This window comes from Nocardia sp. CC201C (genome assembly GCF_030010695.1).
Classification (GTDB): Bacteria; Actinomycetota; Actinomycetes; order Mycobacteriales; family Mycobacteriaceae; genus Nocardia; species Nocardia otitidiscaviarum.
On sequence record NZ_JASCXP010000009.1, the window covers coordinates 19,730 to 43,225 of the forward strand.

The following is a 23,496-nucleotide window of genomic DNA, read 5'->3' on the forward strand; positions in this document are numbered from 1 at the left end:
GGGGCGCTCACCGCAGGCCGCGGAAGAACTCCCGGATATCCTCGGTCAGCAGCTGCGGCTCCTCCATGGCGGCGAAGTGCCCGCCGCGATCGGCGACGTCCACCCAGTGCGTGATCGTGTGCTCGGCCTCCGCGAATTTGCGGATGCCGATGTCGTGCGCGAACACGATCGCGCCGGTGGGCACGCCGGAGTTGACCGGCTGCCGACCCCACGCCTGGTCCTGCGCGTAGCCGACATACGCCGCCGAGCCCGCGGTGCCGGTGAGCCAGTAGATCATCACATTGGTGAGCAGCCGATCCCGGTCGATGATCTTGTCCGGTGCCACGGGCCGCGGATGCGTCCACTCCCGGAACTTGTCCATGATCCACGCCAGCTGCCCCACCGGCGAGTCCACCAACCCGTAGGCCAGGGCCTGCGGCCGGGTGGACTGGATGGCGATATAGCCGAACTCCTCGTTCATGAACGCCTCGATCCGGTGGATGCGGTCGCGCTCGAGATCGGTGAGGGAGGCCAGCTCCGCCTCGGACAGCGGCAGTTCCGGAAGCGGCCCCGGTCCGTTCATGTGCACGCCGATCACATGCTCGGTCGCCACCCGGCCGACCTCGGGGCTGACCGCCGCGCCGATATCGCCGCCCTGGACGCCGTAGCGGTCGTAGCCGAGACGTCGCATGAGCTCGGCCCAGGTGCGGGCGATGCGTTCGACATCCCAGCCGGAGTCGGCCACCGGGCCGGAGAATCCGAAGCCGGGCAGCGACGGAATCACCAGGTGGAAGGCGTCTTCGGGATTCCCGCCGTGGGCGCGGGGATCGGTGAGCGGACCGATCACATCGAGGAATTCGACGATCGAGCCGGGCCAGCCGTGCGTCATGAGCAGCGGCACCGCGTCCGGCTCGGGCGAGCGCACGTGCAGGAAGTGGATGCGCTGTCCGTCGATCTCGGTGGTGAACTGCGGGTGCCGGTTGATCCGGTCCTCGGCGGCTTGCCAGTCGTATTCGGTGCGCCAGTAGTCGACCAGTTCGCGCAGCCAGTGCGTGGGCACGCCGGTGTCCCAGTCGTCGCCGGGCAGCGGTGCGGGCAGCCGGGCCGCGTCGAGTCGGGCACGCAGATCGTCGAGCTGGTGCTGCGGAATATCGATCCGGAAGGGGGTGATGTCGGTGCTCTGGTTGCTCATGAGAACTACGTTATGAGACACCTAGGACAGTTTCCGCCCTAGCTGTACGGCAGACTTCGGATTGTGTTGGAAACTTCCGCGCGACTGCTGCGACTGCTGTCGCTGCTCCAGACACCGCGCGACTGGACCGGTTCCGAGCTGGCGGAACGCCTCGAGGTGGATGTGCGCACGGTCCGCCGCGATATCGACAAGCTGCGCACCCTCGGCTATCCGGTGGACGCCGTCGCGGGCGTGGCCGGATATCGGCTGGGCGCGGGCGCGAAACTGCCGCCCCTGCTGCTCGACGACGACGAGGCCATCGCCGTGGCCGTCGGGCTCCGCACCGCGGCGGGCGGCACCATCGCCGGCATCGAGGAGAGCTCGCTGCGCGCCCTCGCCAAACTCGAACGGGTGCTGCCGTCGCGATTGCGGCATCGGGTCGCGGCATTGGAGGCGGCCACGGTCACCGTGCCCGCCGGGACCGCCCGAGTCGACCCGGATGTGCTGACCACACTGGCCGCCGTCATCCGCGATCACGAGCGCCTGCGCTTCGACTACCGCACCCATCAGGGCACCGAGAGCCGTCGCTCCGTCGAACCGCACCGACTGGTCCACACCGGGCGGCACTGGTATCTGCTCGGCTGGGATATCGACCGCGACGACTGGCGCACCTACCGCGTAGACCGCCTCACTCCGCGCATCCCGACCGGCCCGCGCTTCACCCCGCGCGACGCACCGGAAATCGATCCGGCGGGGTTCGTCTCGCGCGGCGTGAGCACCGCGCCGTATCGCTACCAGGCGCGGATCACGCTGTTCGCGCCCGCGGCGGTGGCCGCCGACCGGATCGCGCCGACGGTCGGCGTGATCGAGGCGGTCGACGCGGACACCTGTGTGCTGCACACCGGTTCCGACTCCCTCGACGAATTAGCCGTCTATGTGGGCGTTTTCGGTTTCGACTGCCGCATCCACGAACCGACGGAACTCGTCGACCACATCCGAACCCTCACCGCCCGGCTCGCGGCGGCCACCGGCTAGCGCGAGCCGTCCGAGGTCCGCTCGGCGTCGGGATGCACCGCGTCCCGGATCACCCGCAACCCGGCCACCATGGCATCGAGTTGCTCGGCACTGAGCCGCCCGATGAACCACTCGTCCACCGCGTCGAGGTAGGCGGGCAGCACCCGGGCCACCCGGGTCGCCCCGGCGGCGGTCAACACCGCGAAGAAGCTGCGCCGATCGCCCGGCGCGGATTCCCGCCGCACGAATCCATTGCGCTCCAACCGGTCCACGAGCCGGGTGACACCACTGGTCGACAGGCCCGTCTGCGCGGCCAGATCGATCATCCGCAGCTTGCGCCCCGGCGACCGGCTCAACCGCATGAGCGCATTGAGATCCAGCCCCGAGAGCCCGTACTCCCGCCAGGTCGGCTCCAGCTTCGCCAGCAGGCCCTCGTGCACCTCCAGGAACAGGCCGATGGTGGTGAGCCGGGGATCTTCGAAGAGGCGTTTGGGGTCCACGACAGCAGAGCCTAACCGCCTTCACTGCATCGCGGATAGTTGACACGCGGAACATTCGGAGCTAATACTTGCCTCAGCAATATTCCTCACAACAACTACTTGGAGGTTCCGGTGGCGGCAAGGCAGTGGGTGGCGGGTTTCCGGATGGCGACGGTGAATCCGACCGAGGCGATCAGGCTGGCCGAACCGCGCCGTTTCGCCGACGAGACGGTGCGGCAGGTACTGCACCTGGCGGGCGGTGGCGATCAGCTCCGGGTGCGGTTGACCAACCGCTACTCCGATCGGGAGCTCGTGATCGGCGCCGCGCGTATCGCGGTGCGCGCGCAGGGCGCGGAGATCGCGCGGGAGACCGACCGGGTCGTGCGCTTCGGAGGAGCCGCGGCGGTACGGATTCCCGCTCGCGGCGAGCTCATCAGTGACCCGGTCGCGCTGCCGGTGGCGGCCCGGACGGATCTGGTCCTGAGCCTGTACCTGCCCGAGAACACCGGACTCGCCGCGTACGCGCAGTTGCCCGGCGAGTCCGCCTGGGTGACGACCGGTGACCACACCGCGGCCCCCGCCCTCCCCGACGCGCACGAGGTCACGTCGCAGTTCTTCGTCACCGGGATCGATGTGCTGGCACCGGCGAATACGCCCGTACTCGTGGCGTTCGGTGACTCCTGGTTCCAGGGCACCGGTTCTACGCACGGAGCGAACCGCCGGTCGGTGGACGTGCTCAACGAGCGACTGGCACACGGCTGGGTGGTGAACCAGGGCATCGGCGGAAATCGGCTGCTCACCGAGCAGATCGGCGAATCCGGACTGGCCCGCTTCGAGTGCGATGTGCTCGCGGTGCCCGGCGTCGCCGGGGTGCTGGTGAACTTCGGCGTCAACGACCTGATTCTCGATGAGTACACCACCCCGGCGGACGAGCTGATCGCCGGATTCACCGAGCTGGCCCGGCGCTCGCACGCGGCGGGGCTACCCGTGTACGCCAACACCATCGGCCCGTTCGGCGGGGCCTACTACCCCGGTCTCGCCGTCGCGACCGGGCTGCCCGTACGGCGGCAGGTGAACGCATGGCTGCGCGGCACGGATGTCTTCGACGGCGTCTTCGATGTCGCCGCGGCAGTGGAGGATCCGGCGCGGCCGAATTTCATCCGGCCCGAATTCGACAGTGACGGTATGCATCTCAACGACGCCGGGGCGCGCGCTATGGCCGCGGTCATGGCGGTGCCCACGATTCAGGGCGTTCTGGGACCTGCCGCCTGACACTGTTTCAGGCCGCCCGTCCACAGGTCGTCGGCGATATCGCGGCCGAGTCGCACGCCACCGATATTCCGGGACAGATCCATCCCGCCATCCGGCCCGGTGGCGAAGGCGTCGAAGGACCAGTGCACACCGAGATAGACGCGGCTGCGGCCGTTCTCCTCCATCATCTGCCAGAGACCGCCCGGGAAGCGGCGGATGTGCCGGGGGCGGACCACGCCGTCGTTGTCCGTGGTGTGACCGTCGAGTTCCCCGGAAACGAAACCCATTCCTTCGGTGAGGGTGTCGGGGCCGTCGGCATCGACGCCGTAGAAGCGGCGGACCATCTGGAAGGCGGCCGCGCCGAAGGTGGCGTGCCCGGAGGGGTAGGCCGGGAACGGCGGGCTGAAGTTGAAGGCGACCACATTGCTGCGCGGTGCGCCGTAGGGCCGCCAGCAGGGGTCGCAGTCGGCGTCCAGGGCGTCCCCCGCGGTGCCGTCCGGCCCCATCGACGGATCGAACTCGCGAATGCCGAGGATCGGACGCCAGAGGTTGTGCCGGTACTTGTCGTCCCAGGCCAGAATTCCGGCATCGGCGAGCGCGGTGTTGACCAGCGCGAACAGCCGGGCGTTCTGATCGGCCGTGTTGTTCCGCGCCGCCGCGAGGTCGCGCACGATCTGATTGAAGAAGCGGGGCGGGGTGCCGAGCCCCTTGGCTCCGTCGTAGGCCCAGAACAGCCCCACCAGGGTTTCGGCGGCCGTGCGCGCGGCGACGCCGGGCGGCAGTGTGGCGGCGGCCTCGGGCGCGATGCCCTTCCCGCGCACCTCGCGCAATGCGTCGAGATAGCGCGGATCGTTCCCCTTCGGCGGCGGGTCCAGGGTGTAGCGGGTGGTCACCGCGAAACACCGCGAACGAGCGCCGTAGTCGGGCGCGTAATACCCCTGGGCCGGATTCACTGGGTCCGGGCGGTGATTGGGCGGAGCGGTATCGGGTGCGTAGTCCTTGTCGTCGGTACCCGGATCGCCCTTGCGGGCCCGGAGCACCGCGCGCGCGACGGCCTGTCCGTGTGCGGTGCCGCGACCGACGCCCGGACCCGGCAGGGCGGCCTCGCGCAGGGCCCGGTCCAAGCGACCGGTCTGCGCCGGATACAGCACCGAGAGGGCGGTGTGCGCGGCCACCGCGACGGCCGCCGCCACCGATGAGCCATTGGCCGCCACCGGCGGTGCGGTGAGCCAGGTGCCGTGCGGCGCACCGACGATGGAGAAGTACGCGTCGTGCATGGCCAGGTGCACGATGGCGAAGGCCCGTGAACTGCCGATCGGGCCGCGCACTCCGCGTTCGGCCTGCTTCGGTTCGGTGTGCGCGATCCGGTCCGATTCGAGCGCCACCGCATTCCAGTACAGAATCTGGTCCACTTGTCCTGCCTCCCAGGGGAATCGACTGCGACGGGCGGACGGAGATCGGCATCTCTCGCCCGGCGCTGTCAGCATGCGCTGGTTTCCTGCGAGTCGCGGCAGTAGTCGGCTACCCGAATTCACGGGGGCGATGGGACGGCCTCCGAGTAGCCCGCGTGTCCCACGTCCCCGGCGTTTCGGGTCGGGTCAGCGGGGTTTGACCTCGGCGAGCAGCTCCGGCCCGCGAGCCTCCAGCCGCTTGGTCGCCAGCGAGAGGCCCAGCAGCCCGAACCCGATCCCGACCGCGACCCCCACCGGCAGGGCCGACCACAGCAGAAACGAATTATCCAGGCTCGCACCGATTCCCAGCAGGGCGATGACGGGAAGCGATGCCACCAGCTGCCCCAGCCCCACCGCCAACTGCATGAGAATCTTCGCGCAGCCCGGATTGCCGGAGGACGCGAAGGGATTGCCGCGGTTCGGCGGCATCGGATAGGGGGCATAGACCGACAGGAAGATCACCGCGGCCGCGCCCACCCCGAGCAGGACCGGCAGCGTGGACAGCGCCCACGGGTACATATTCGTTTGCCCGACCGCGCCCGGCAGCACCACGGCGGCGATCACGGCGACCGGCGCGACCAGCAACAACCACGCCAGCACCCGGCCGCGTACATCCGCGCGCGCCGCATCCGGTGTGACCAGTGTCTGCCAGAGGGCGGTGCCGTCGAAGCCGTACAGATTGGTGGCCGACATGGCGGCCAGCCACACCACGAACGCACCCGCGAACGGCAGGAAGGTGGTGCTCCCGTTCTGGATGGCCAGGAAGACCGGCAGCGCGAAACCGATGAGCAGCAGCGGCAGCAGGGTGGCCCGGCGGCGGCCGTCGCGCCACCAGGTGCGCAGTTCCTTGCGGATGACGGCACCGGTCGGACTGATGGGCAGCAGGCGGTCCAGCAACCCGGCCCGCCCGCTCGCGCGCACCTCCTCGGCGGGTGCGGGCGGGGTGGTGAGGCGGCGGCCGAGCAGCCACGCCCACGCCTCCCACAGCAGCAGCGACAGCGCGGCCAGACCGGCCAGCGGCAGCAGTGCCCGCAACCAGTGGCCGGAGGCGGCGGACTCCACCGCGTAGGCGGCCCATCCGGACGGGACCGCGCGCAGCAGGGTGCCCACGCCCTCCGGGGCGTCGCGCAGTTTCGGGCCGAGACTGCCGACGATCAGATTGAGCGGGTAGTAGGCCAGCCCGAGCAGTCCGGCCAGCAGCACGCCGAGATCGCGGCCGCGGCGCGAGCGCATGGCCGCCCCGATCCACCCCGTGAGCGCTCGGGACAGCAGCACCACGAAGGCCAGTTGCAGCACGACGCCGACCACGGCCACCAGCACCGCGCCGATGCTGTATCGCGCCGCGATCAGCACCAATCCGGAGAAGGCAAGCAGATTCACCAGCACCGCCGGGCCGACGAAGGCGGCAGCCGCCAGACCGTAGGCGAGTTGCCGGTTGCTCAGCGGCAGCAGGCGGAAGTGCTCGGGTTGCAGCGTCTCGTCACTGCTGCCGGTGAGAATGGGCCCGCACAGCCAGCCCAGCGTCCAGGCGGTGTACAGGGCGGCGGCGATATTCGTCGCCCCGTAGAGATTGTCGGGCGCGCCGAAACCGACCAGCAGCAGGGTGATCGCGGCGGCGATGAGGCCGAAGACGATACCGAGCCAGAAGCCGATGGCCCCGCGCCCGCTGCGCATGCCGCGTGCGGTGAGCCGCAGCCGCATGCGGATCATCACGCCAACCACGACAGCCCCTCGTCTCCAGCCACCCGGCCGCCGACCAGCCGCACGAACGCCTCCTCGAGGGTGCCCTCGCCGCGCACCTCCGCGACGCTGCCGCCCGCCACCACCCGGCCGTGGCTGATCACCGCGACCTGATCGCACAGGTTCTCCACCAGCGCCATCACATGGCTGGAGAGCACCACCGATCCCCCGGCGGCCACGAACCGCTGGAGAATGGTGCGGATGGTCGAGGCCGACACCGGATCGACCGCTTCGAACGGTTCGTCGAGCACCAGCAGTTTCGGTGCGTGCAGCAGGGCGGTGGCGAGCCCGATCTTCTTGCGCATACCGGCCGAATAGTCCACCACCACGGTGTTCTCCGCGCCGTCGAGTTCGAGCACGTGCAGCAGTTCGTCGGTGCGCTCCACCACCGTCGCCTGCGGCATCCCGCGCAGTAATCCGGTGTAGTTCAACAGCTCTCGTCCGGTGAGCCGTTCCGGCAGCGACAGCCCGTCCGGCAGCACCCCGACCATGGTCTTGGCCCGCACCGGATCGGTCCACACCTCGGTGCCGAAGATCCGGGCCGCCCCGTGGTCGGGCCGCAGCAGCCCCACCGCCATCGACAGGGTGGTCGTCTTACCGGCCCCGTTCGGCCCCACCAGCCCGAAGAAGGACCCGGGCGGCACGGCCAGGCTCACGCCCTCCACCACCCAGGGCCCGCCGAACTTCTTGTACAGCCCGTCCAGCTCGAGCGCCGGTCGCCCGTTCGCCTCCATGGTGCCCCTCTCCCGGGCGCTGCTCGCCCATCACGAATATAGGCGCGACCACCGTCGACGGTGACGAACGCCGCAGGCCGCAGCCCGTACGCCGCGTGGCCCGACCCCCCGACCCAGAGGCTATCGACTGCCCAGTCCGTGTCCCAGGTGGTGCGTGGACTGCCGCGTTCTCGAGACGAGGGCCGCCGGACACCGGCAATCGGGGCTATCCGGTGCCGCGGCTCGCGGCAGCCTCACGTCCGCGAGTTCGCGAGGCCCTCAGGTCCGATCGACGACGAATCCGTGGGCCGCGCACCGAGGAACCGGTCCGGATCTCAGGTCCGAGCTGACGACGGGTCCGCCGGTGCGGTGAGCTCACACCACACCGGCGGATCGCGGCCTAGTCGGTTGCCACGACTCGGATCTCGTCGCCCGCGGCGGCGGTGTCCTCGCCCGGCGCGGCGAACCAGTGCGTGACCTCTTCCTCGAGATCGGCCTCCGGACCGTCCTCACCCGGGAGCACCGACAGCGCGCCCGCGGTGGCCGCGGTGAGGAACTCGTCCACGGCGGCCGGGCCAGTGGCGGCGGTGGTGTAGAGGGTCGACTCGTAGTCGATCTCGTGCACCTCGCGGAGGCGGTCGGCGCGGTCGAGGGCGTCGGTCTGGGTGAGGGTGGCCCAGGTGCCGTCGGCTTCGCGGGTGACGAAGGCCGGGGTGTCCTCGGTGAGCGGGCGCACGCGGTCGGCGTAGGAGACCGGGTGGGTGGCCGCGGCGGCGATATCCGCCCGCACCTGCGGGTCGGTGGGGACCAGCCAGCGGATGTTCTTGGCGGCCGGTTCCTCGGCGATGCCGAAACCGGCTCCGGCGGCGAGGATCTCGCCGAAGGAAAGCCCGTCCGCGAACAGTGCCGCGGCACCCGCCTTCTGCACGGCCCAGGCCGCCACCACACTGTCCGCCGAGCGCGGCAGGGCGATGGCGACGATATCGCCGGGGCCCGCACCGCGGTCGATGAGCACCCGCGCCAGCTGGGAGGAGCGGCGGTCGAGCTCGTGGTAGGCGATCTCCTTGCCGTCGGCCAGCAGCGCCGGAGCCTGCGGGTCCTCCTCCACCACGGCCGCCAGTGCCTTGGCCACCGTGCGGTCGCCGAGGCGGGTGGTCTCCGGGGCGGTCTCCACCGCGGGAGCCGTGCTCTCGGCGAGGATGCGGGCGCGCTCGGTGTCGTCGAGGATGTCGATGTCACCGATCAGGCCGGTCGGATCGCCCAGCAGCGCGTCCAGCACGCGGTTCAGGCGCGCCGCCAGCGTCGCCACCTCGTCGGCGGTGAACCGGCTGGTCAGGTACCGCATGGCGATCTCGATGGTCTCCTCGGCCATCACCACCAGCGTCATCGGGTAGTGGGTGTTGTCGTTGACGCCCACACCGGTGACCGACATGCCGTCGATGGAGCTGGCCGCGGCGACCGCATCCTTGTCCATCGGATACGACTCGAACACCATCAGGGTGTCGAACTGGCTGCCGATGCCGGTGGCCCGCTGGATATCGGTGAGCCCGATGTAGTGGTGGTCGAGCAGATCGGCCTGCTCGCGCTGCACCTTCTCCAGCATGCCCTCGACGCTCAGGCGGTCGTCGATGCGGATGCGCACCGGCAGGGTGTTGATGAACAGACCCACCATGGTCTCCACCCCGGGCAGATCCGCCGGGCGGCCGGAGACGGTCGCGCCGAACACCACATCCCCGCGACCGGTGAGCCGGCCGACCAGGATGGCCCACGCGGTCTGCACCACCGTGTTCACCGTGACGCCCAGTTCACCGGCGCGCTTGGTGAGCGCGCGGGTGCGGTCGGCGTCGATCTCGGTGACGTGGCGGCCGATCTCGTAGGTCTCCTCGCCGCGCGGCTGCGGCGCGAGCTGGGTCGGCTCGGTGACGCCGGACAGCGCCCTGGTCCACGCCTGGAGCGAGGCGTCCCGGTCGCGACCGGAGAGCCAGGCGAGGAAGTTCCGGTACGAGGTGACCCGCGGCAGCGCCGAGGTGTCGCCGCGCACCGCGTACAGCACCAGCAGGTCCTGCATGAGCAGCGGCATGGACCAGCCGTCCACCAGGATGTGGTGGGTGGTGATCACCAGGTGCCACTGTTGGGTGTCGGTCCGGAACAGGGTGAACCGCATGAGCGGCGGTGCGGTCAGGTCGAAGTGCGTCGCGCGGTCGTCCTCGATGAGTTCGCGCATGCGCGACACCCGCTCGTCCTCCGGCAGATCCGTGAGGTCGACCTCCCGCCACGGCGCTTCGGCCCGGTCCAGCACCACCTGCACCGGCTTGCCGTCGGTATCGGTGACGAAGGCCGTGCGCAGGTTCGGGTACCGGTCCACCACACCCTGGGCGGCGGCGTGCAGCCGCGCCACATCCACCGTGCCGCCGAGGTCGAGCACGGCCTGCATGGTGTAGACGTCCAGGGTTTGCTGGCTCTGGGCGATCATGGCCTGGAAGAGCAGGCCGCCCTGCAGCGGCGACAGCGGCCAGACATCGGCCAGCGCCGGGTAGTCGCGCTCCCACACCTCGATATCGGCCTGGTCGATCGAGACCAGGTTCATATCCGACGGCGTGAAGCCGCCGGCGTCGGCGCGCTGGGCGTGGGTGGCGAGCGCGGTCAGCGCCGCCACGAACAGGTCCGCGAACTCCCGTACCCGTTCCACGCTGAGCAGCCCCGTCGGGAAGGCGAAGGCCGCGCCCAGCTGCGGGCCGTCCTCGCCGTCGGTGACGATGGCATTGATGTCCAGGGTGGCGTTGGCGGGCATGTCGCGATCCATGTCCGCGTCCAGCTGCCCGAGGTCGGCCACCGGCACCCAGCCCAGTTCGGCGAGCTGTTCGGGCACCTCACCGGTGGAGACGCGGCCCAGGTAGTTGAAGCTGATCTGGCCCACATCGCGCAACCGGTCCCGGGTCTCGGGGTTGAGATGGCGCAGCAGACCGAAGCCGAGGCCCTTGTCGGGCACGGCGAGCAGCTGCTCCTTCACCGATTTGACGATGTCGCCCAGGGCTTTTCCACCCGCGAAGGCATCGTCGAGATCGGCCTCGCCCAGATCCAGGCGCACCGGGTAGGCGCTGGTGAACCAGCCGACGGTGCGCGAGAGGTCCGCGCCCGCGACGACGCCTTCTTCGCGACCGTGACCCTCCAACTTGATCAGCGTCGCGGAGCGACCCCATGAGGGGTGGTGGTCGGGCGACGGGTGGGCCAGCGTCGCGGAGCGACTCGGTGCGGGGTGGTGGGCGGGCGACGGGTGGGCGAGGGATGCCGAACCCGTACCGCGCCAACGCGATACGGCCATGGCCAGCGCCGACAGCAGACCGTCGTTGACACCGCCCCGGTACAGGCCCGGGATGGCGGTCAGCACCGCATCGGTGACCTCGGCCGGAATGGTGACCTCGACCCGCTCGACCGTGGCGAAGGTGTCCACGGCCGGATCGAAGGCACGCGAACCCAGCAGCGGATCCGGCGTCTCCGTGACACCCTGCCAGAACTCGAGTTCCGCCACCCGCTCCGGCGCGGACGCCGCGTCCACCAGGGCGTGCGCCCACCGTCGCATGGAGGTGCCGTTCTCGGGCAGCGCGACCGGCTGCCCGAAGGCCAGCTGCGACCAGGCCGTGGCGAAGTCCGGGATCAGGATGCGCCAGGACACGCCGTCGACCACGAAGTGGTGGGCGGCGATGAGCAGCACGTCGCGGCGTTCACCCTCGAACGCGAACCACACGAACTGCACCATCGCGGCATTGGCCGGATCGAGGCGGCCCAGCGCACCGTCGAGTTCGGCCGACGCCACCCGCGACAGCTCCGCGTCGGAGATGTCGGCGGGCACCATGACCTTCTGCACCAGCGCGTCGACATCCACGGCACCGCGTTCCAGCGCCTCGAAAGCCCAACCGTCCGTGGCGTTTCCGCGCAGGCGCGCGCGCAGCACCTCGTGGTGGTCGAAGACCGCCCCGAGGGTGCCGACCAGCGCCTCCCGGTCGATGCCGTCCGGCAGCCGCAGCGCCATGGACTGCGAGAACCGCTCGTAGCTCGAACCACTCGACAGAATGGCCGTCATGATCGGCGTCAGCGGGATGTCGCCGACTCCGCCGCCGGGCAGTTCCGCGAGCTGCTGCTGTTCGGCGTCCCCACCGCGCACGGCCACCTCGGCCAGTCCGGCCACGCTGCGCTGCTCGAACACATCGCGCGGGCTGAACACGATGCCGCGCGCCTTGGCCCGCGACACCAGCTGGATGGACAGGATGGAGTCGCCGCCGAGTGCGAAGAACGAATCGTCCGCACCCACCTGCTCCACGCCGAGCACCTCGGCGAAGACGGCGGCCAACTCACCCTCCAGATCGCTGACGGGAGCCCGGAATTCGCGCGGAGCGAGCACCGGTTCGGGCAGCGCGCGCCGGTCGAGCTTGCCCGCGCCGGTCAACGGAATCTCGTCGATGACCGTGATCGCGGTCGGCACCATGTATTCCGGCAGTCGCGCGGCGGCATGTTCGGTGAGCGCGGCGATATCGATGGTGGCACCGGCCACCGGCTTCACATACGAGGCGAGGATGGTGGTTCCGGCCTCGGTCTTGTGACCGAGGGTGACCGCGAAGTCCACGCTCTCGAACGCCGTGAGCGCGGCGTCGATCTCGCCGAGTTCGATCCGGAAGCCGCGCACCTTCACCTGGAAGTCGTTGCGGCCCACGTACTCCACCACGGCGCGGTCGAGCGCGTCGCGCCGCCAGCGCACCACGTCACCGGTGCGGTAGAGCCGGTCGCCCGGCGCACCGTACGGGTCGGCGACGAAGCGCTCGGCGGTGAGACCCGGGCGCGCGTGGTAGCCGCGCGCCAGTTGCACACCGGCCACGTAGAGCTCACCGGCCACGCCCTCGGGCACCGGGTGCAGGCGGGCGTCGAGCACCATGGCCCGCATACCGCGCACCGGTCCACCGATGACGACCGGATCACCGGCCGACAGCGGATCGGAGATATTGGTGGCGATGGTCGCCTCGGTGGGACCGTAGGCGTTGTGGAAGCGCCGCGGCGCACCCGGGTTCTCCGACCACTTGGCCACCAGATCTGCGGAGACGGCCTCGCCGCCGGCGATGATCACCTCCATGCCGGACAGCTGCGCGGGGTCCAGCGAGGCCAGCACCGACGGCGTGATGAGGCCGACCGACACCCGCTCGCGGGAGATCAGCTCGCCCAGCTCGTCCCCGCCGTAGGTGCCCGGGGGCACCACCACGAGCGCACCGGCCGCGCCGACCGCGAGCAGCAGTTCCAGCACCGACGCGTCGAACGACGGCGAGGCGAAGTGCAGTGCGCGCGAACCGGAATCGAGTCCGTAGCGCACCACCTGCTCCAGGCTGAAGTTGGCCAGACCCGCGTGGGTGACCACGACGCCCTTGGGCATGCCGGTGGTGCCGGAGGTGTAGATGACGTACGCGGCGTGCTCGGCCCGGATCGGAGCCCAGCGGTCGGCGTCGGTCACCGGATCGGCCGCGTAGCCCTCGGCTTGCGCCTGCACCCCGGCGTCGTCGAGGGACAGCCAGCCCGCCAGGCTCTTGACCGGCGGCAGCTTCTCGGCCTCGGCCGTGACGGTCAGGCCCAGCACCGCACCGGAATCCGACACCATGTGCGCGATGCGGTCGGCCGGGTAGGCCGGGTCGATCGGCACGAAGGCCGCACCCGACTTGGCCACCGCCCACACCGCCAGCACCGACTCGATCGAGCGTGGTACGGCGACGGCCACCAGCACATCCGGTCCGGCGCCGCGTTCGATGAGCAGTCGCGCCAACCGCGAGGACGCCGCGTCGAGTTCGGCGTAGCTGAGGGTCCGGCCCTCGAACACCACGGCCGCGCCGTTCGGATTGCCCTGGGCGGCAGTGCTCATCAGCTCCGGCAGGGTGGCCGGGGCCACCGGTGCGCCGCCGGTGCGGGTGAGCAGGTCGGTGCGCTCGGCTTCGGCGAGCAGGTCGAGATCGCCGACCGGCCGCTGCGGCCGCGCGGTGAGCTGTTCGAGCAGGCGGGTGAAGCGCTGCGCGAACACCTGCACCGTGGCCTCGTCGAACAGGTCACGCGCGAAGGCGAATTCGGCGTACATGCCCGCGTCATCGGACGCTTCCCGGATGGTCAGCGACAGATCGAACTTGGCGGTGTCGTTGTCGAAATCGACGGCGGAGACCCGTAGCCCGGGCAGTTCGAAACTGGTGTCCGGCAGATTCTCGAACGACAGCACCACCTGGAACAGCGGGTGCCGCGAGGTGGAGCGCTCCGGGTTGATCAGCTCGACCAGCCGCTCGAACGGAATGTCGGCGTGCGCGAAGGCCGCCAGGTCGGCGTCCTTGGCGTGGGCGAGCAGTTCGGCGAAGCCCCGCTGCGCGTCCACCTCGGTGCGCAGCACCAGGGTGTTGACGAACATGCCGATCACATCGTCGAGTTCGGCCTCGCCGCGGCCCGCGATCGGGGTGCCGATGGCGATATCCGAGGTGCCCGACAGGCGCGACAGGAACACCGCCAGGGCGGTGTGCACGACCATGAACATGGTCGCGTTCTGCTCCCGCGCGATGCGCCGCAGTCCCTGATGCAGGTCGGCGCCGATCGGGAACAGCACCCGGCCGCCACGGAAGGACTGCGCGGTCGGCCGCGGGCGGTCCGCCGGGAGGTTCAGCTCGTCCGGGAGGTCCGCGAGGGTGGTCTTCCAGAACGCGGCCTGTGCGGAGATGAGGCTCTGCGGGTCGTCCTCGGAGCCCAGCACCTGGCGCTGCCAGATGCTGTAGTCCGCGTACTGCACCGGCATCGGCGCCCAGCCGGGGGCCACACCGCTGGTGCGGGCGGCGTAGGCGATCATCACGTCGCGGGTCAGCGGGCCCATGGACCAGCCGTCGGCGCTGATGTGGTGGGCCACGAAGACGAGCACGTGCTCGACCGTGGTGGGCTCGGCCGTCCGGCCGCCGCTCAGGGCGGCGGTGGCGTCCGGGCCTACCGCGCGGCGGGTGGCGGCTTCGACCGCGTCCAGGATGCCGAGGGCGGATGCCTCGTGTTCGCCCACCTCTTCGGGGGTTTCGACGCGGAACAGCTTGGCGCGCAACGGGACTTCCGTTGTGACGTCGAAGCCGGTCGCGATGACGGCGGCGATGCGGTCGCGGATCTCGGTCGCGTCGACCGGGATCGGGGTCAGGTCCGGGACCGCCTGTGCGGCGGGGACGATGAGCTGGGTCGCCGTGCCGTCTGTCTGGGGGTAGATGGTGCGCAGGGTTTCGTGGCGGGAGATCACATCCGCCACCGCCTGCTGCAACGCCTCCACATCCAGGTCGCCGGTCAAACGGACCGCGACCGGAATGTTGTACGCCGCCGACGCCGTATCGAACTGGTTCAAGAACCACATCCGCTGCTGCGCCAACGACAACGGAACCCGCTCCGGACGCTCCTGCGCGGTCAACGCCGTGCGATCGCCCGCACCCGCATGCTGCTCCACCTTCGCCGCCAAACCCGCGACCGTCGACGCCTCGAACAACACACGCACTGGGACGCGGGCATCCAACGCCGCACCGATCCGGGCCGCGACCTGGGTCGCCAGCAGCGAGTTACCGCCCAGGGCGAAGAAATCATCATCCGCGCCCACGCGATCGACACCCAAGACCTCGGCGAACACACCCGCCACGATCTCCTCGATCGGGGTCGCCGGCGCACGGAACGCCGTGGACTCGAACTCCGGCTCCGGCAACGCCTTACGATCCAGCTTGCCGTTGACATTCAACGGCAGCGCGTCCAACACCACGAACGCCGACGGGACCATATAGGACGGCAACGCCGCCGCCAACGCCTGCTTCAACCCAGCGACATCCACACGCGCGGGCTCCGGGACGCCCGGACCAGTCGCGGAAGACACATCCGCGCCCGGGGTGCGCGGCTGCGCTTGCCCACCCCGCGCCCCTGGCGCAGACTGCCCAAGCGCGACCGAGGGCTCCCGGCCCGAGGACGACCCACCAACCACATCGGACTCATCGAACGCGTCCCACGCGGCGGACGCATCCGACGTACCGAGCGCGAGCGACTCGGTGGACATGTTCCGCTCCCCCGACGCGGGGACCACGTACGCCACCAAACGGTCACCCGTGCGGGCATCCGACTTCGCCAACACCGCCGCCTGAGCCACCTCCGGCAACGCCAGCAGGGCCGACTCGATCTCACCGAGCTCGATACGGAAACCACGGATCTTCACCTGGAAATCCGTACGACCCCGATACTCCAACTCACCGGCAGTGTTCCAGGCCACCAAGTCACCCGTGCGATACATCCGCGAACCATCAGCCGCGAACGGATTCGCCACGAAACGATCCGCCGTCAAATCCGGGCGAGCGAAATAACCACGCGCTAACTGCGCACCCGCGAGGTACAGCTCACCCGCGACACCATCGGGCACCGGATGCAAACGCGCATCCAGGACATAGACCTGGCTGTTCCACTCCGGAACACCGATCGACACCGAACCGGTGTCGGCGTCGGTCACCAGGTGCGTGGTGATCGACACCGCCGCCTCGGTCGGGCCGTAGAGATTGAACAGCTGAGCCTGAGCGTTGGCGGTGCGGAAACGCTGCGCCACCGCCGCGGGCAGGGCCTCACCGATGGCCAGCACACGGCGCAGCGAACCCGCCAGGGTGCCACCGGATTCGGTGAGTAGCGCGTCCAGCATGGACGGCACCACGTGCAGGGTGGTGACCTGCTCGCGGGCCATCAACTCGTTCAGATACGCCGGATCACGATGACCGTCGGCCGACGCGATCACCAAACGCCCACCGGAGACCGCCGCCGACCAGAACTCCCACACCGACAAATCGAATGTCGCAGCCGTCTTGAGCAACACCGCGTCATCGGCACCGAGATCGAACTCGGCGGTCTTCCACTGCAACTGGTTGACGATGGCGGCGTGTGGCACCGCCACACCCTTGGGGCGGCCGGTCGAACCCGAAGTGAAGATGACATACGCCGTGTGGTGCGGGCGCAGCGGGGCGACCCGCTCGGCGGCGGTGACGGCCGCGCCGTCCAGCATCGACAGGTCCAGCTCGTCCAGCGAGATGAGCGGCGCGACCTCGGTCGTGAATTCCGCTGCCGCGTTGGTGACCACGCACACCGGCGCGGCGGTCTCCAGGATGTAGCCGGTGCGCTCGGCGGGCTGATCCGGATCGACCGGCACGTACGCGCCACCGGCGACCGAGACCGCGTACATCGCCACCACCAGGTCCACCGAGCGCCGCAGTGCCAGCGCCACCCGCGTCTCCGGACCGACACCCTGCGAGATCAGGTGCCGCGCCAGGCGATTCACCCGGCGGCCGAGTTCGGCGTAGGTCAATGCCTCGCCGTCGGGGCCGATGAGTGCCACCGCGGTGGGCTTGGCCGCTACCGTCGCCTCCAGCATGGAGGCCAGCGTCGCCACCGTATCGGTGTCGTGCGCGGTGGCATTGCGCACAGTCAGCGACTCGGCGCGCTCGGCCGGGGCCAGCAGGTCGATGTCGCCGACGGGGGTGCGCGGCGCGGCGATGATCTCGCCGAGCAGTCGGGTGAAGCGGTCGACGAAGCTCTGCACCGTGTCGCGCTCGAACATATCGGTCGCGTAGGTGAAGAAGCCGGTAATGCCCTCGGGCGCACCGGTTTCGTCGTAGCGGTCGGTGGCGATGAGGTGCAGGTCGAACTGGGACAGCTCGGTGTCGATATCCAGTCCGGACACGGTCAGGCCGGGCAGTTCCAGGCTGGACTGGGCCAGGTTCTGGAAGGACAGGCCGACCTGGAACAGCGGGTGCCGGGCGGTGGAGCGCACCGGGTTGAGCACCTCGACCAGACGCTCGAATGGCACGTCGGCGTGCGCGAAGGCCTGGATATCGGTTTCGCGCTGGCGACGCAGCAGGTCGGTGAACGGCTCGTCGGCCGCCACCTGGGTGCGGAAGACGAGGGTGTTGACGAACATGCCGATCAGGTCGTCCAGGACGGCCTCGCCGCGACCGGCCATCGGGGTGCCGATGGCGATGTCGTCGGTGCCGGACAGTCGGGCCAGCAGCACCGCGAGCGCGGTGTGCACGACCATGAACAGGGTGGCGCCCTCGGTGCGCGCCAATTCGACCAGCGCGCGGTGGGTGTCGGCGTCGACGTGGATCTCGACCCGACCGCCCTGGAAGGACTGCACGGCGGGCCGCGGCCGGTCCGAGGGCAGGTCGAGTTGGTCCGGCAGCCCGGCGAGGGCCTGCTTCCAGTACGCGACCTGCTTGGTGGCCAGCGAGTTCGGATCGTCCTCGCTGCCGAGCAGTTCGCGCTGCCAGATGGAGTAGTCGGCGTACTGCACCGCCAGCGGAGCCCACGCGGGCTCGGAGCCCATGGCGCGCGAGGCGTACGCGGTCATGAGATCCCGGGTCAGCGGGCCGACCGACGAGCCGTCACCGGAGATGTGGTGCACGACCATGGCGAGGACGTATTCGCCGTCGGCGGGAGCGACGCGCCCGGAGGAGGCAGCCTGCGTAACCACGGAGGGCGCCGTGTACGCCGTATCGACACCGCCGATCTCGAACAGCGCCACCCGCAACGGCACCTGGGTGGTGACGTCGAAGATGGTGGAGGTCAGCTCCACCACGGCGGCGGCGACATCCTCGATATCGACGCTGCGCACCTCGAGCTGCGGCACCGCCTGGGCGGGCGGCAGGATGACCTGCACCGGACCCTGGTCGGTCTGCGGGTAGACGGTGCGCAGGATCTCGTGGCGGGCAACGACATCCGCGACGGCAGTGCGCAGCGCGTCCACATCGAGCGCGCCGGACAGCCGCACCGCCACGGGCACGTTGTAGGCGGCCGACGAGGTGTCGAACCGGTTGAGGAACCACATGCGCTGCTGCGCCAGCGACAGCGGGATGTGCTCCGGGCGCGGCCCGGCCGTGAGCGCCTTGCGGCCACCGGCCCCGGCGTCGAGTTCCACCCGGGCCGCCAGCGCGGCCACGGTGGACGCCTCGAACAGCAGCCGCACCGGCACCCGCGTGTTGAGCGCCTCGCCGAGACGGGCAGCCACCTGGGTGGCGAGCAGGGAGTTTCCGCCCCAGGCGAAGAAGTCGTCGTCCAGGCCGATGCGGGCGGTGCCCTCGACGCGCAGCACCTCGGTGAACACCGCGGCCACGATCTGCTCGATCGGAGTGACCGGGGCGCGGAAGACCGCCTTCTCGAAGGTGGGTTCCGGCAGCGCCTTGCGGTCGAGCTTGCCATTGGCGTTCAGCGGCAGCACATCCAGCTGCATGAACACCGACGGCACCATGTACGACGGCAGTTCGGCCGACAGTGCGGATTGCAGGGCGCGCTTGTCGATCTCGCCACCGGCGGTAACGACGGACCCGGAGGAGGCAGCCTGCGTAACCACGGAGGGTCCCGTGGACGCCGTACTCGACGCAGCGCTCACCAGGTAGGCCACCAGGCGGTCGCCGACGCTCGGATCGTGGTGGGCGACGACGGCGGCGGACGCGACGACGTCCTGGCGCAGCAGCGCGGCCTCGATATCGCCGAGTTCGATGCGGAAGCCGCGGATCTTCACCTGGAAGTCGGTGCGGCCCCGGTACTCCAGCTCGCCGTTCTCCGTCCAGGCGACCAGGTCGCCGGTGCGGTACATGCGGGAGCCGTTGTCCTCGAACGGATTCGCCACGAAGCGGTCGGCGGTGAGATCAGGTCGCGCGAAGTAGCCGCGCGCCAGCTGGTCACCGGCGAGGTACAGCTCACCGGAGACGCCCACCGGCACCGGCCGCAGTCGCGCGTCCAGCACGTACACCCGGCTGTTCCATTCCGGCGCACCGATGGACACCGACATCTCGTCGGCGTCGGTGACCCGGTGGCTGGTGATGGACACCGCGGCCTCGGTGGGGCCGTACAGGTTGAACAGCTCGGTGCGCGGGCAGGCGCGGCGCACCCGCTGCGCGACCGAACCGGGCAGCGCCTCACCGATGGCGAGCACCCGCCACAGCGAATCCGGCAGCCCGACTCGCTGCGCGTCGCCGCTCGCGGCCTCCGGATGCGGCGTCCCGGAGCCCGCCGTGAGCAGGGCGTCGAGCATGGACGGCACCACATGCAGCGTGGTGACCCACTCCCGGGCCATGAGTTCGTTCAGGTACGCCGGATCCTTGTGCCCGTCGGGCAGTGCGATGACGAGTCGGCCACCGCAGGCCGCGGCGGACCAGAACTCCCACACCGACAGGTCGAAGGTGGCGGCGGTCTTGAGCAGCACCGCGTCGGCCGGGTCGAGCCCGAATTCGGTGTTCTTCCAGAGCAGCTGGTTGACCACCGCACCGTGCGGCACCGCGACGCCCTTGGGGCGGCCGGTCGAACCGGAGGTGAAGATGACGTAGGCGGTGTTGGCGGCGGTCAGCGCGCGCACCCGCTCGCCATCGGTGATCGGCGCGGTCGGGTAGGCGGACAGGTCGATCTCGTCGATGCGCACCACGTCGGTCACGTCGGTGGTGAAACCCTCACGGCCCGTGGTGAGTACGGCGGCGGGGGCGGCCGTCTCCAGGATGTAGCCGACGCGTTCGGCGGGCTGGTCCGGGTCGACCGGCACATAGGCGGCACCGCTCTTGGCGACCGCGTACATGGCGACGACCAGGTCCACCGAGCGCCGAATGGCCAGGGCCACCCGGTCTTCGGTGCCGATGCCGCGCTCGATGAGGTGGCGGGCCAGGGTGTTGACCCGCGCGTCGAGTTCGGCGTAGGTCAGTGTGACGGTGCCTTCGGCGGTGTCGGCCACGATGGCGTCCGACTTCGGATCGGCGGCCACGCTGGCATCGAGCAGCGACACCAGGGTGGCGTCGCGGTCCACCGGCTGCGCGGTGTCGTTCCACGCCCGCAGGATGCGCTCGCTCTCGGCCGCGTCCAGCAGGTCGATCTCCCCGACCGGCACCGCGGTGTCGGCGAGCACGGCGTCGAGCACCCGCAGGAACCGGTCGGCGAAGCCGCGCACCGTGGATTCGTCGAACAGATCGGTGGCGTAACCGAATTCGGTGAGGATCTCGGCCGGGGTGCCGTCCTCGGCGTACCGGTCGTAGAGCGTCACGTGCAGATCGGTCTTGGCCAGCTGCGATTCGAACTGGACCGGGGCCACGTGCAGACCGGGCAGCTGGAAGCTGGTCTCGGCCAGGTTCTGGAAGGACAGGCCCACCTGGAACAGCGGGTTGCGGGCGGTGGAGCGCACCGGGTTCAGCACCTCGACGAGCCGTTCGAACGGCACGTCGGCATGGGCGAAGGCTTCCAGGTCGCGTTCGCGCACCTCGGCCAGCAGCTCGGCGAAGGTCGCGCCGCCGTCCACCCTGGTGCGGAACACCAGGGTGTTGACGAACATGCCGATGAGATCGTCGAGTTCCCGCTCACCACGGCCCGCGATCGGGGTGCCGACCGCGATGTCGTCGGTGCCGGACAGGCGCGACAGCAGCACCGCCAGCGCGGCGTGCACGACCATGAACAGCGACGCGTTGTTGGCGCGGGCCAGTTCGTGCAGGCGGGCGTGCCGCTCCGGGTCGATATCGAAGCGCAGCGCCTTGCCGTGGAAGGACTGGGCGGGCGGGCGCGGGCGGTCGGTGGGCAACTCCAGCTGGTCGGGCAGCTCGGCCAGGGCCTGCTTCCAGTAGGCGACCTGCTGTGCGGCAAGCGATTCGGCGTCGTCCTCGGAGCCGAGCACCTCGCGCTGCCACAGCGCGTAGTCGGCGTACTGCACCGGCAGCGGAGCCCAGCTCGGGGCGTCGCCCTCCACGCGCGCCATATAGGCGGCCATGACATCGCGTGCCAGCGGGCCCATGGAGGAGCCGTCGGCGGAGACGTGATGGACGGTGAAGGCCAGTACGTGTTCTTCGGCCGGGGCATCGGTGATGCGGAACAGCCGCACCGCGATGGGCACCTCGATGGTGACATCGAAGGTGGTCATGGCGAATTCGACGATCTTGCCTAGTAGGCCCTCCTCACGCACGCCCTCGGGGACGAGCATGAGATCGGTCTGCGAGGCCGGCAGGATCTCCTGCCGCGGTCCGGCCGCACCGCCCGGGTAGATGGTGCGCAGCACCTCGTGGCGGGCGATGACATCCCCGATGGCCTCCTCCAGCGCGGTGAGATCCAGGGTGCCGGTGAGTCGCACCGCCAGCGGGATGTTGTCCACCGCCGAGGTGCTGGTGTCGAACTGATTGAGGAACCAGTAGCGCTGCTGTGCCGGGGACAGCGGAATCGACTGCGGCCGTTCCCCCGCCACCAGGCGCGGGCGGGCACGTCCGGATCCGGCATTGCGTTCCACGCGAGCGGCCAGCGCCGCCACGGTGGACGCCTCGAACAGGTCGCGCACCGCGAGCCGGGTGTCCAGGGCCGCACCGATGCGGGCGGTGACCTGGGTGGCGATCAGCGAGTTGCCGCCGAGTTCGAAGAAGTCGTCGTCCACGCCGACCCGGCCGAGGCCGAGCACGTCGGAGAAGGTGTTGGCGACGATCTCCTCGATCGGGGTGGACGGGGCCCGGAACACCTTGGCCTCGAACACCGGCGCGGGCAGCGCCTTGCGGTCCAGCTTGCCGGAGGCGTTGAGCGGGAAGGCGTCCAGCACCACGTAGGCGGACGGCACCATGTAGCCGGGCAGCTCGTCGCCCAGGGCCGCGCGCACCGATTCACTGTCGACGACCTGGCCCGCGGCCGGGATGACATAGCCGACCAGCTGATCGCCGAGGCGGTCGTCGTGGCGCACCACGACCACCGCCTGCGCGATGGCGTCCAGCGCGGTGAGCGCGGATTCGATCTCGCCCAATTCGATGCGCAGACCGCGCAGCTTCACCTGGAAGTCGGTGCGGCCCAGGTATTCCAGCTCGCCGACGTCGGTCCACTTCACCAGGTCGCCGGTGCGGTACATGCGCTCACCGGTGCCGAACGGATCGGCCACGAAACGGTCGGCGGTCAGATCCGGGCGGCCGACGTAGCCGCGCGCCAACTGCACGCCCGCGAGGTAGAGCTCACCCGCGATACCCGGGGCGACCGGGTGCAGCCGCGAATCCAGCACGTACACCCGGGTATTGAAGACCGGCGCACCGATCGGCACCGAGGCGATGTCGGCGTCGGTCACCTCGTGGAAGGTGACGTCGACCGCGGCCTCGGTGGGGCCGTACAGGTTGTGCAGCTTCGCACCGGTCAGCTCGCGCAACTTCTGCGCGGTCGGCGCGGGCAGCGCCTCACCGGAGGCGAAAACCTGGCGCAGACTGGTGCATTCGGCGGCACGATCCTCGGCCACGAAGACCGACAGCATGGACGGCACGAAGTGCGCCGTGGTGACGCCGTGCGCGGTGACGAGTTCGGCCAGGTACGCGGGGTCGCGGTGGCCGTCCGGCTTGGCGACGACCAGGGTCGCGCCGATCTGCAAGGGCCAGAAGAATTCCCACACCGACACGTCGAAGGTGGCCGGGGTCTTCTGGAGCACCACGTCGTCCGGGGTGAGGCCGTAGGCGGCCTGCATCCAGACGAGGCGGTTGACGATGGCCTCGTGGCTCACCGCGACGCCCTTGGGGCGACCGGTGGAACCGGAGGTGAAGATCACGTACGCGATATTCGACGGGGCCAGCGGCGCACGGCGTTCCGCGTCGGTCAGCGGGGCGTCGCTGTAGGCCGACAGATCCAGGCGGTCGATGCTGTGTATATTTGCCCTCCGCTGCGCTCCGGGC

At 70.1% G+C, this 23,496-nt stretch carries 8 protein-coding genes; 2 read left to right on the forward strand and 6 right to left on the reverse strand.

Translation table 11 applies throughout. The features are described 5' to 3' along the window. Nucleotides 1–7: 7 nt before the first annotated feature. Complete coding sequence (locus QK444_RS02190; protein WP_282776516.1) at nucleotides 8–1,171, reverse strand: epoxide hydrolase family protein; 1,164 nt, start codon at nucleotides 1,169–1,171, stop codon at nucleotides 8–10. Between the two features lie 63 nt (nucleotides 1,172–1,234). Here QK444_RS02190 and QK444_RS02195 point away from each other — a divergent pair, with 63 nt between their 5' ends. Then, the gene (locus tag QK444_RS02195; protein WP_282776518.1) at nucleotides 1,235–2,185 is read left to right on the forward strand and encodes a YafY family protein; all 951 of its coding nucleotides are present in this window, start codon (nucleotides 1,235–1,237) and stop codon (nucleotides 2,183–2,185) included. Here the strand turns inward: QK444_RS02195 and QK444_RS02200 are convergent. Beyond that, the gene (locus QK444_RS02200; protein WP_282776520.1) at nucleotides 2,182–2,664 is read right to left on the reverse strand and encodes a MarR family transcriptional regulator; all 483 of its coding nucleotides are present in this window, start codon (nucleotides 2,662–2,664) and stop codon (nucleotides 2,182–2,184) included. The genes QK444_RS02195 and QK444_RS02200 overlap by 4 nt on opposite strands. 111 nt (nucleotides 2,665–2,775) lie before the next feature. Between QK444_RS02200 and QK444_RS02205 the strand changes: the two genes are divergently transcribed. After that, nucleotides 2,776–3,915, forward strand: coding sequence for a GDSL-type esterase/lipase family protein (locus tag QK444_RS02205; protein ID WP_282776522.1), 1,140 nt, complete (start codon nucleotides 2,776–2,778; stop codon nucleotides 3,913–3,915). On the opposite strand, the gene QK444_RS02210 is transcribed toward QK444_RS02205, so the two are convergent. The 4 genes from QK444_RS02210 to QK444_RS02225 form a co-directional block, all read right to left on the reverse strand. After that, nucleotides 3,888–5,306, reverse strand: coding sequence for a vanadium-dependent haloperoxidase (locus QK444_RS02210; protein ID WP_282776524.1), 1,419 nt, complete (start codon nucleotides 5,304–5,306; stop codon nucleotides 3,888–3,890). The two genes, QK444_RS02205 and QK444_RS02210, sit on opposite strands and share 28 nt — an antisense overlap. Nucleotides 5,307–5,492: 186 nt before the next feature. Continuing rightward, a complete protein-coding gene (locus QK444_RS02215; protein ID WP_282776526.1) occupies nucleotides 5,493–7,067 on the reverse strand; it encodes a hypothetical protein in 1,575 nt (524 codons plus the stop codon). Then, the gene (locus QK444_RS02220) at nucleotides 7,055–7,819 is read right to left on the reverse strand and encodes an ABC transporter ATP-binding protein (RefSeq protein WP_029930180.1); all 765 of its coding nucleotides are present in this window, start codon (nucleotides 7,817–7,819) and stop codon (nucleotides 7,055–7,057) included. The genes QK444_RS02215 and QK444_RS02220 overlap by 13 nt, the downstream gene beginning before the upstream one ends. A 379-nt stretch (nucleotides 7,820–8,198) precedes the next feature. Next, nucleotides 8,199–23,471 carry an amino acid adenylation domain-containing protein gene (locus QK444_RS02225; protein WP_349239507.1) on the reverse strand — a complete coding sequence of 5,091 codons (15,273 nt, stop codon included), beginning with the start codon at nucleotides 23,469–23,471 and terminating at the stop codon, nucleotides 8,199–8,201. Nucleotides 23,472–23,496: the final 25 nt, after the last annotated feature.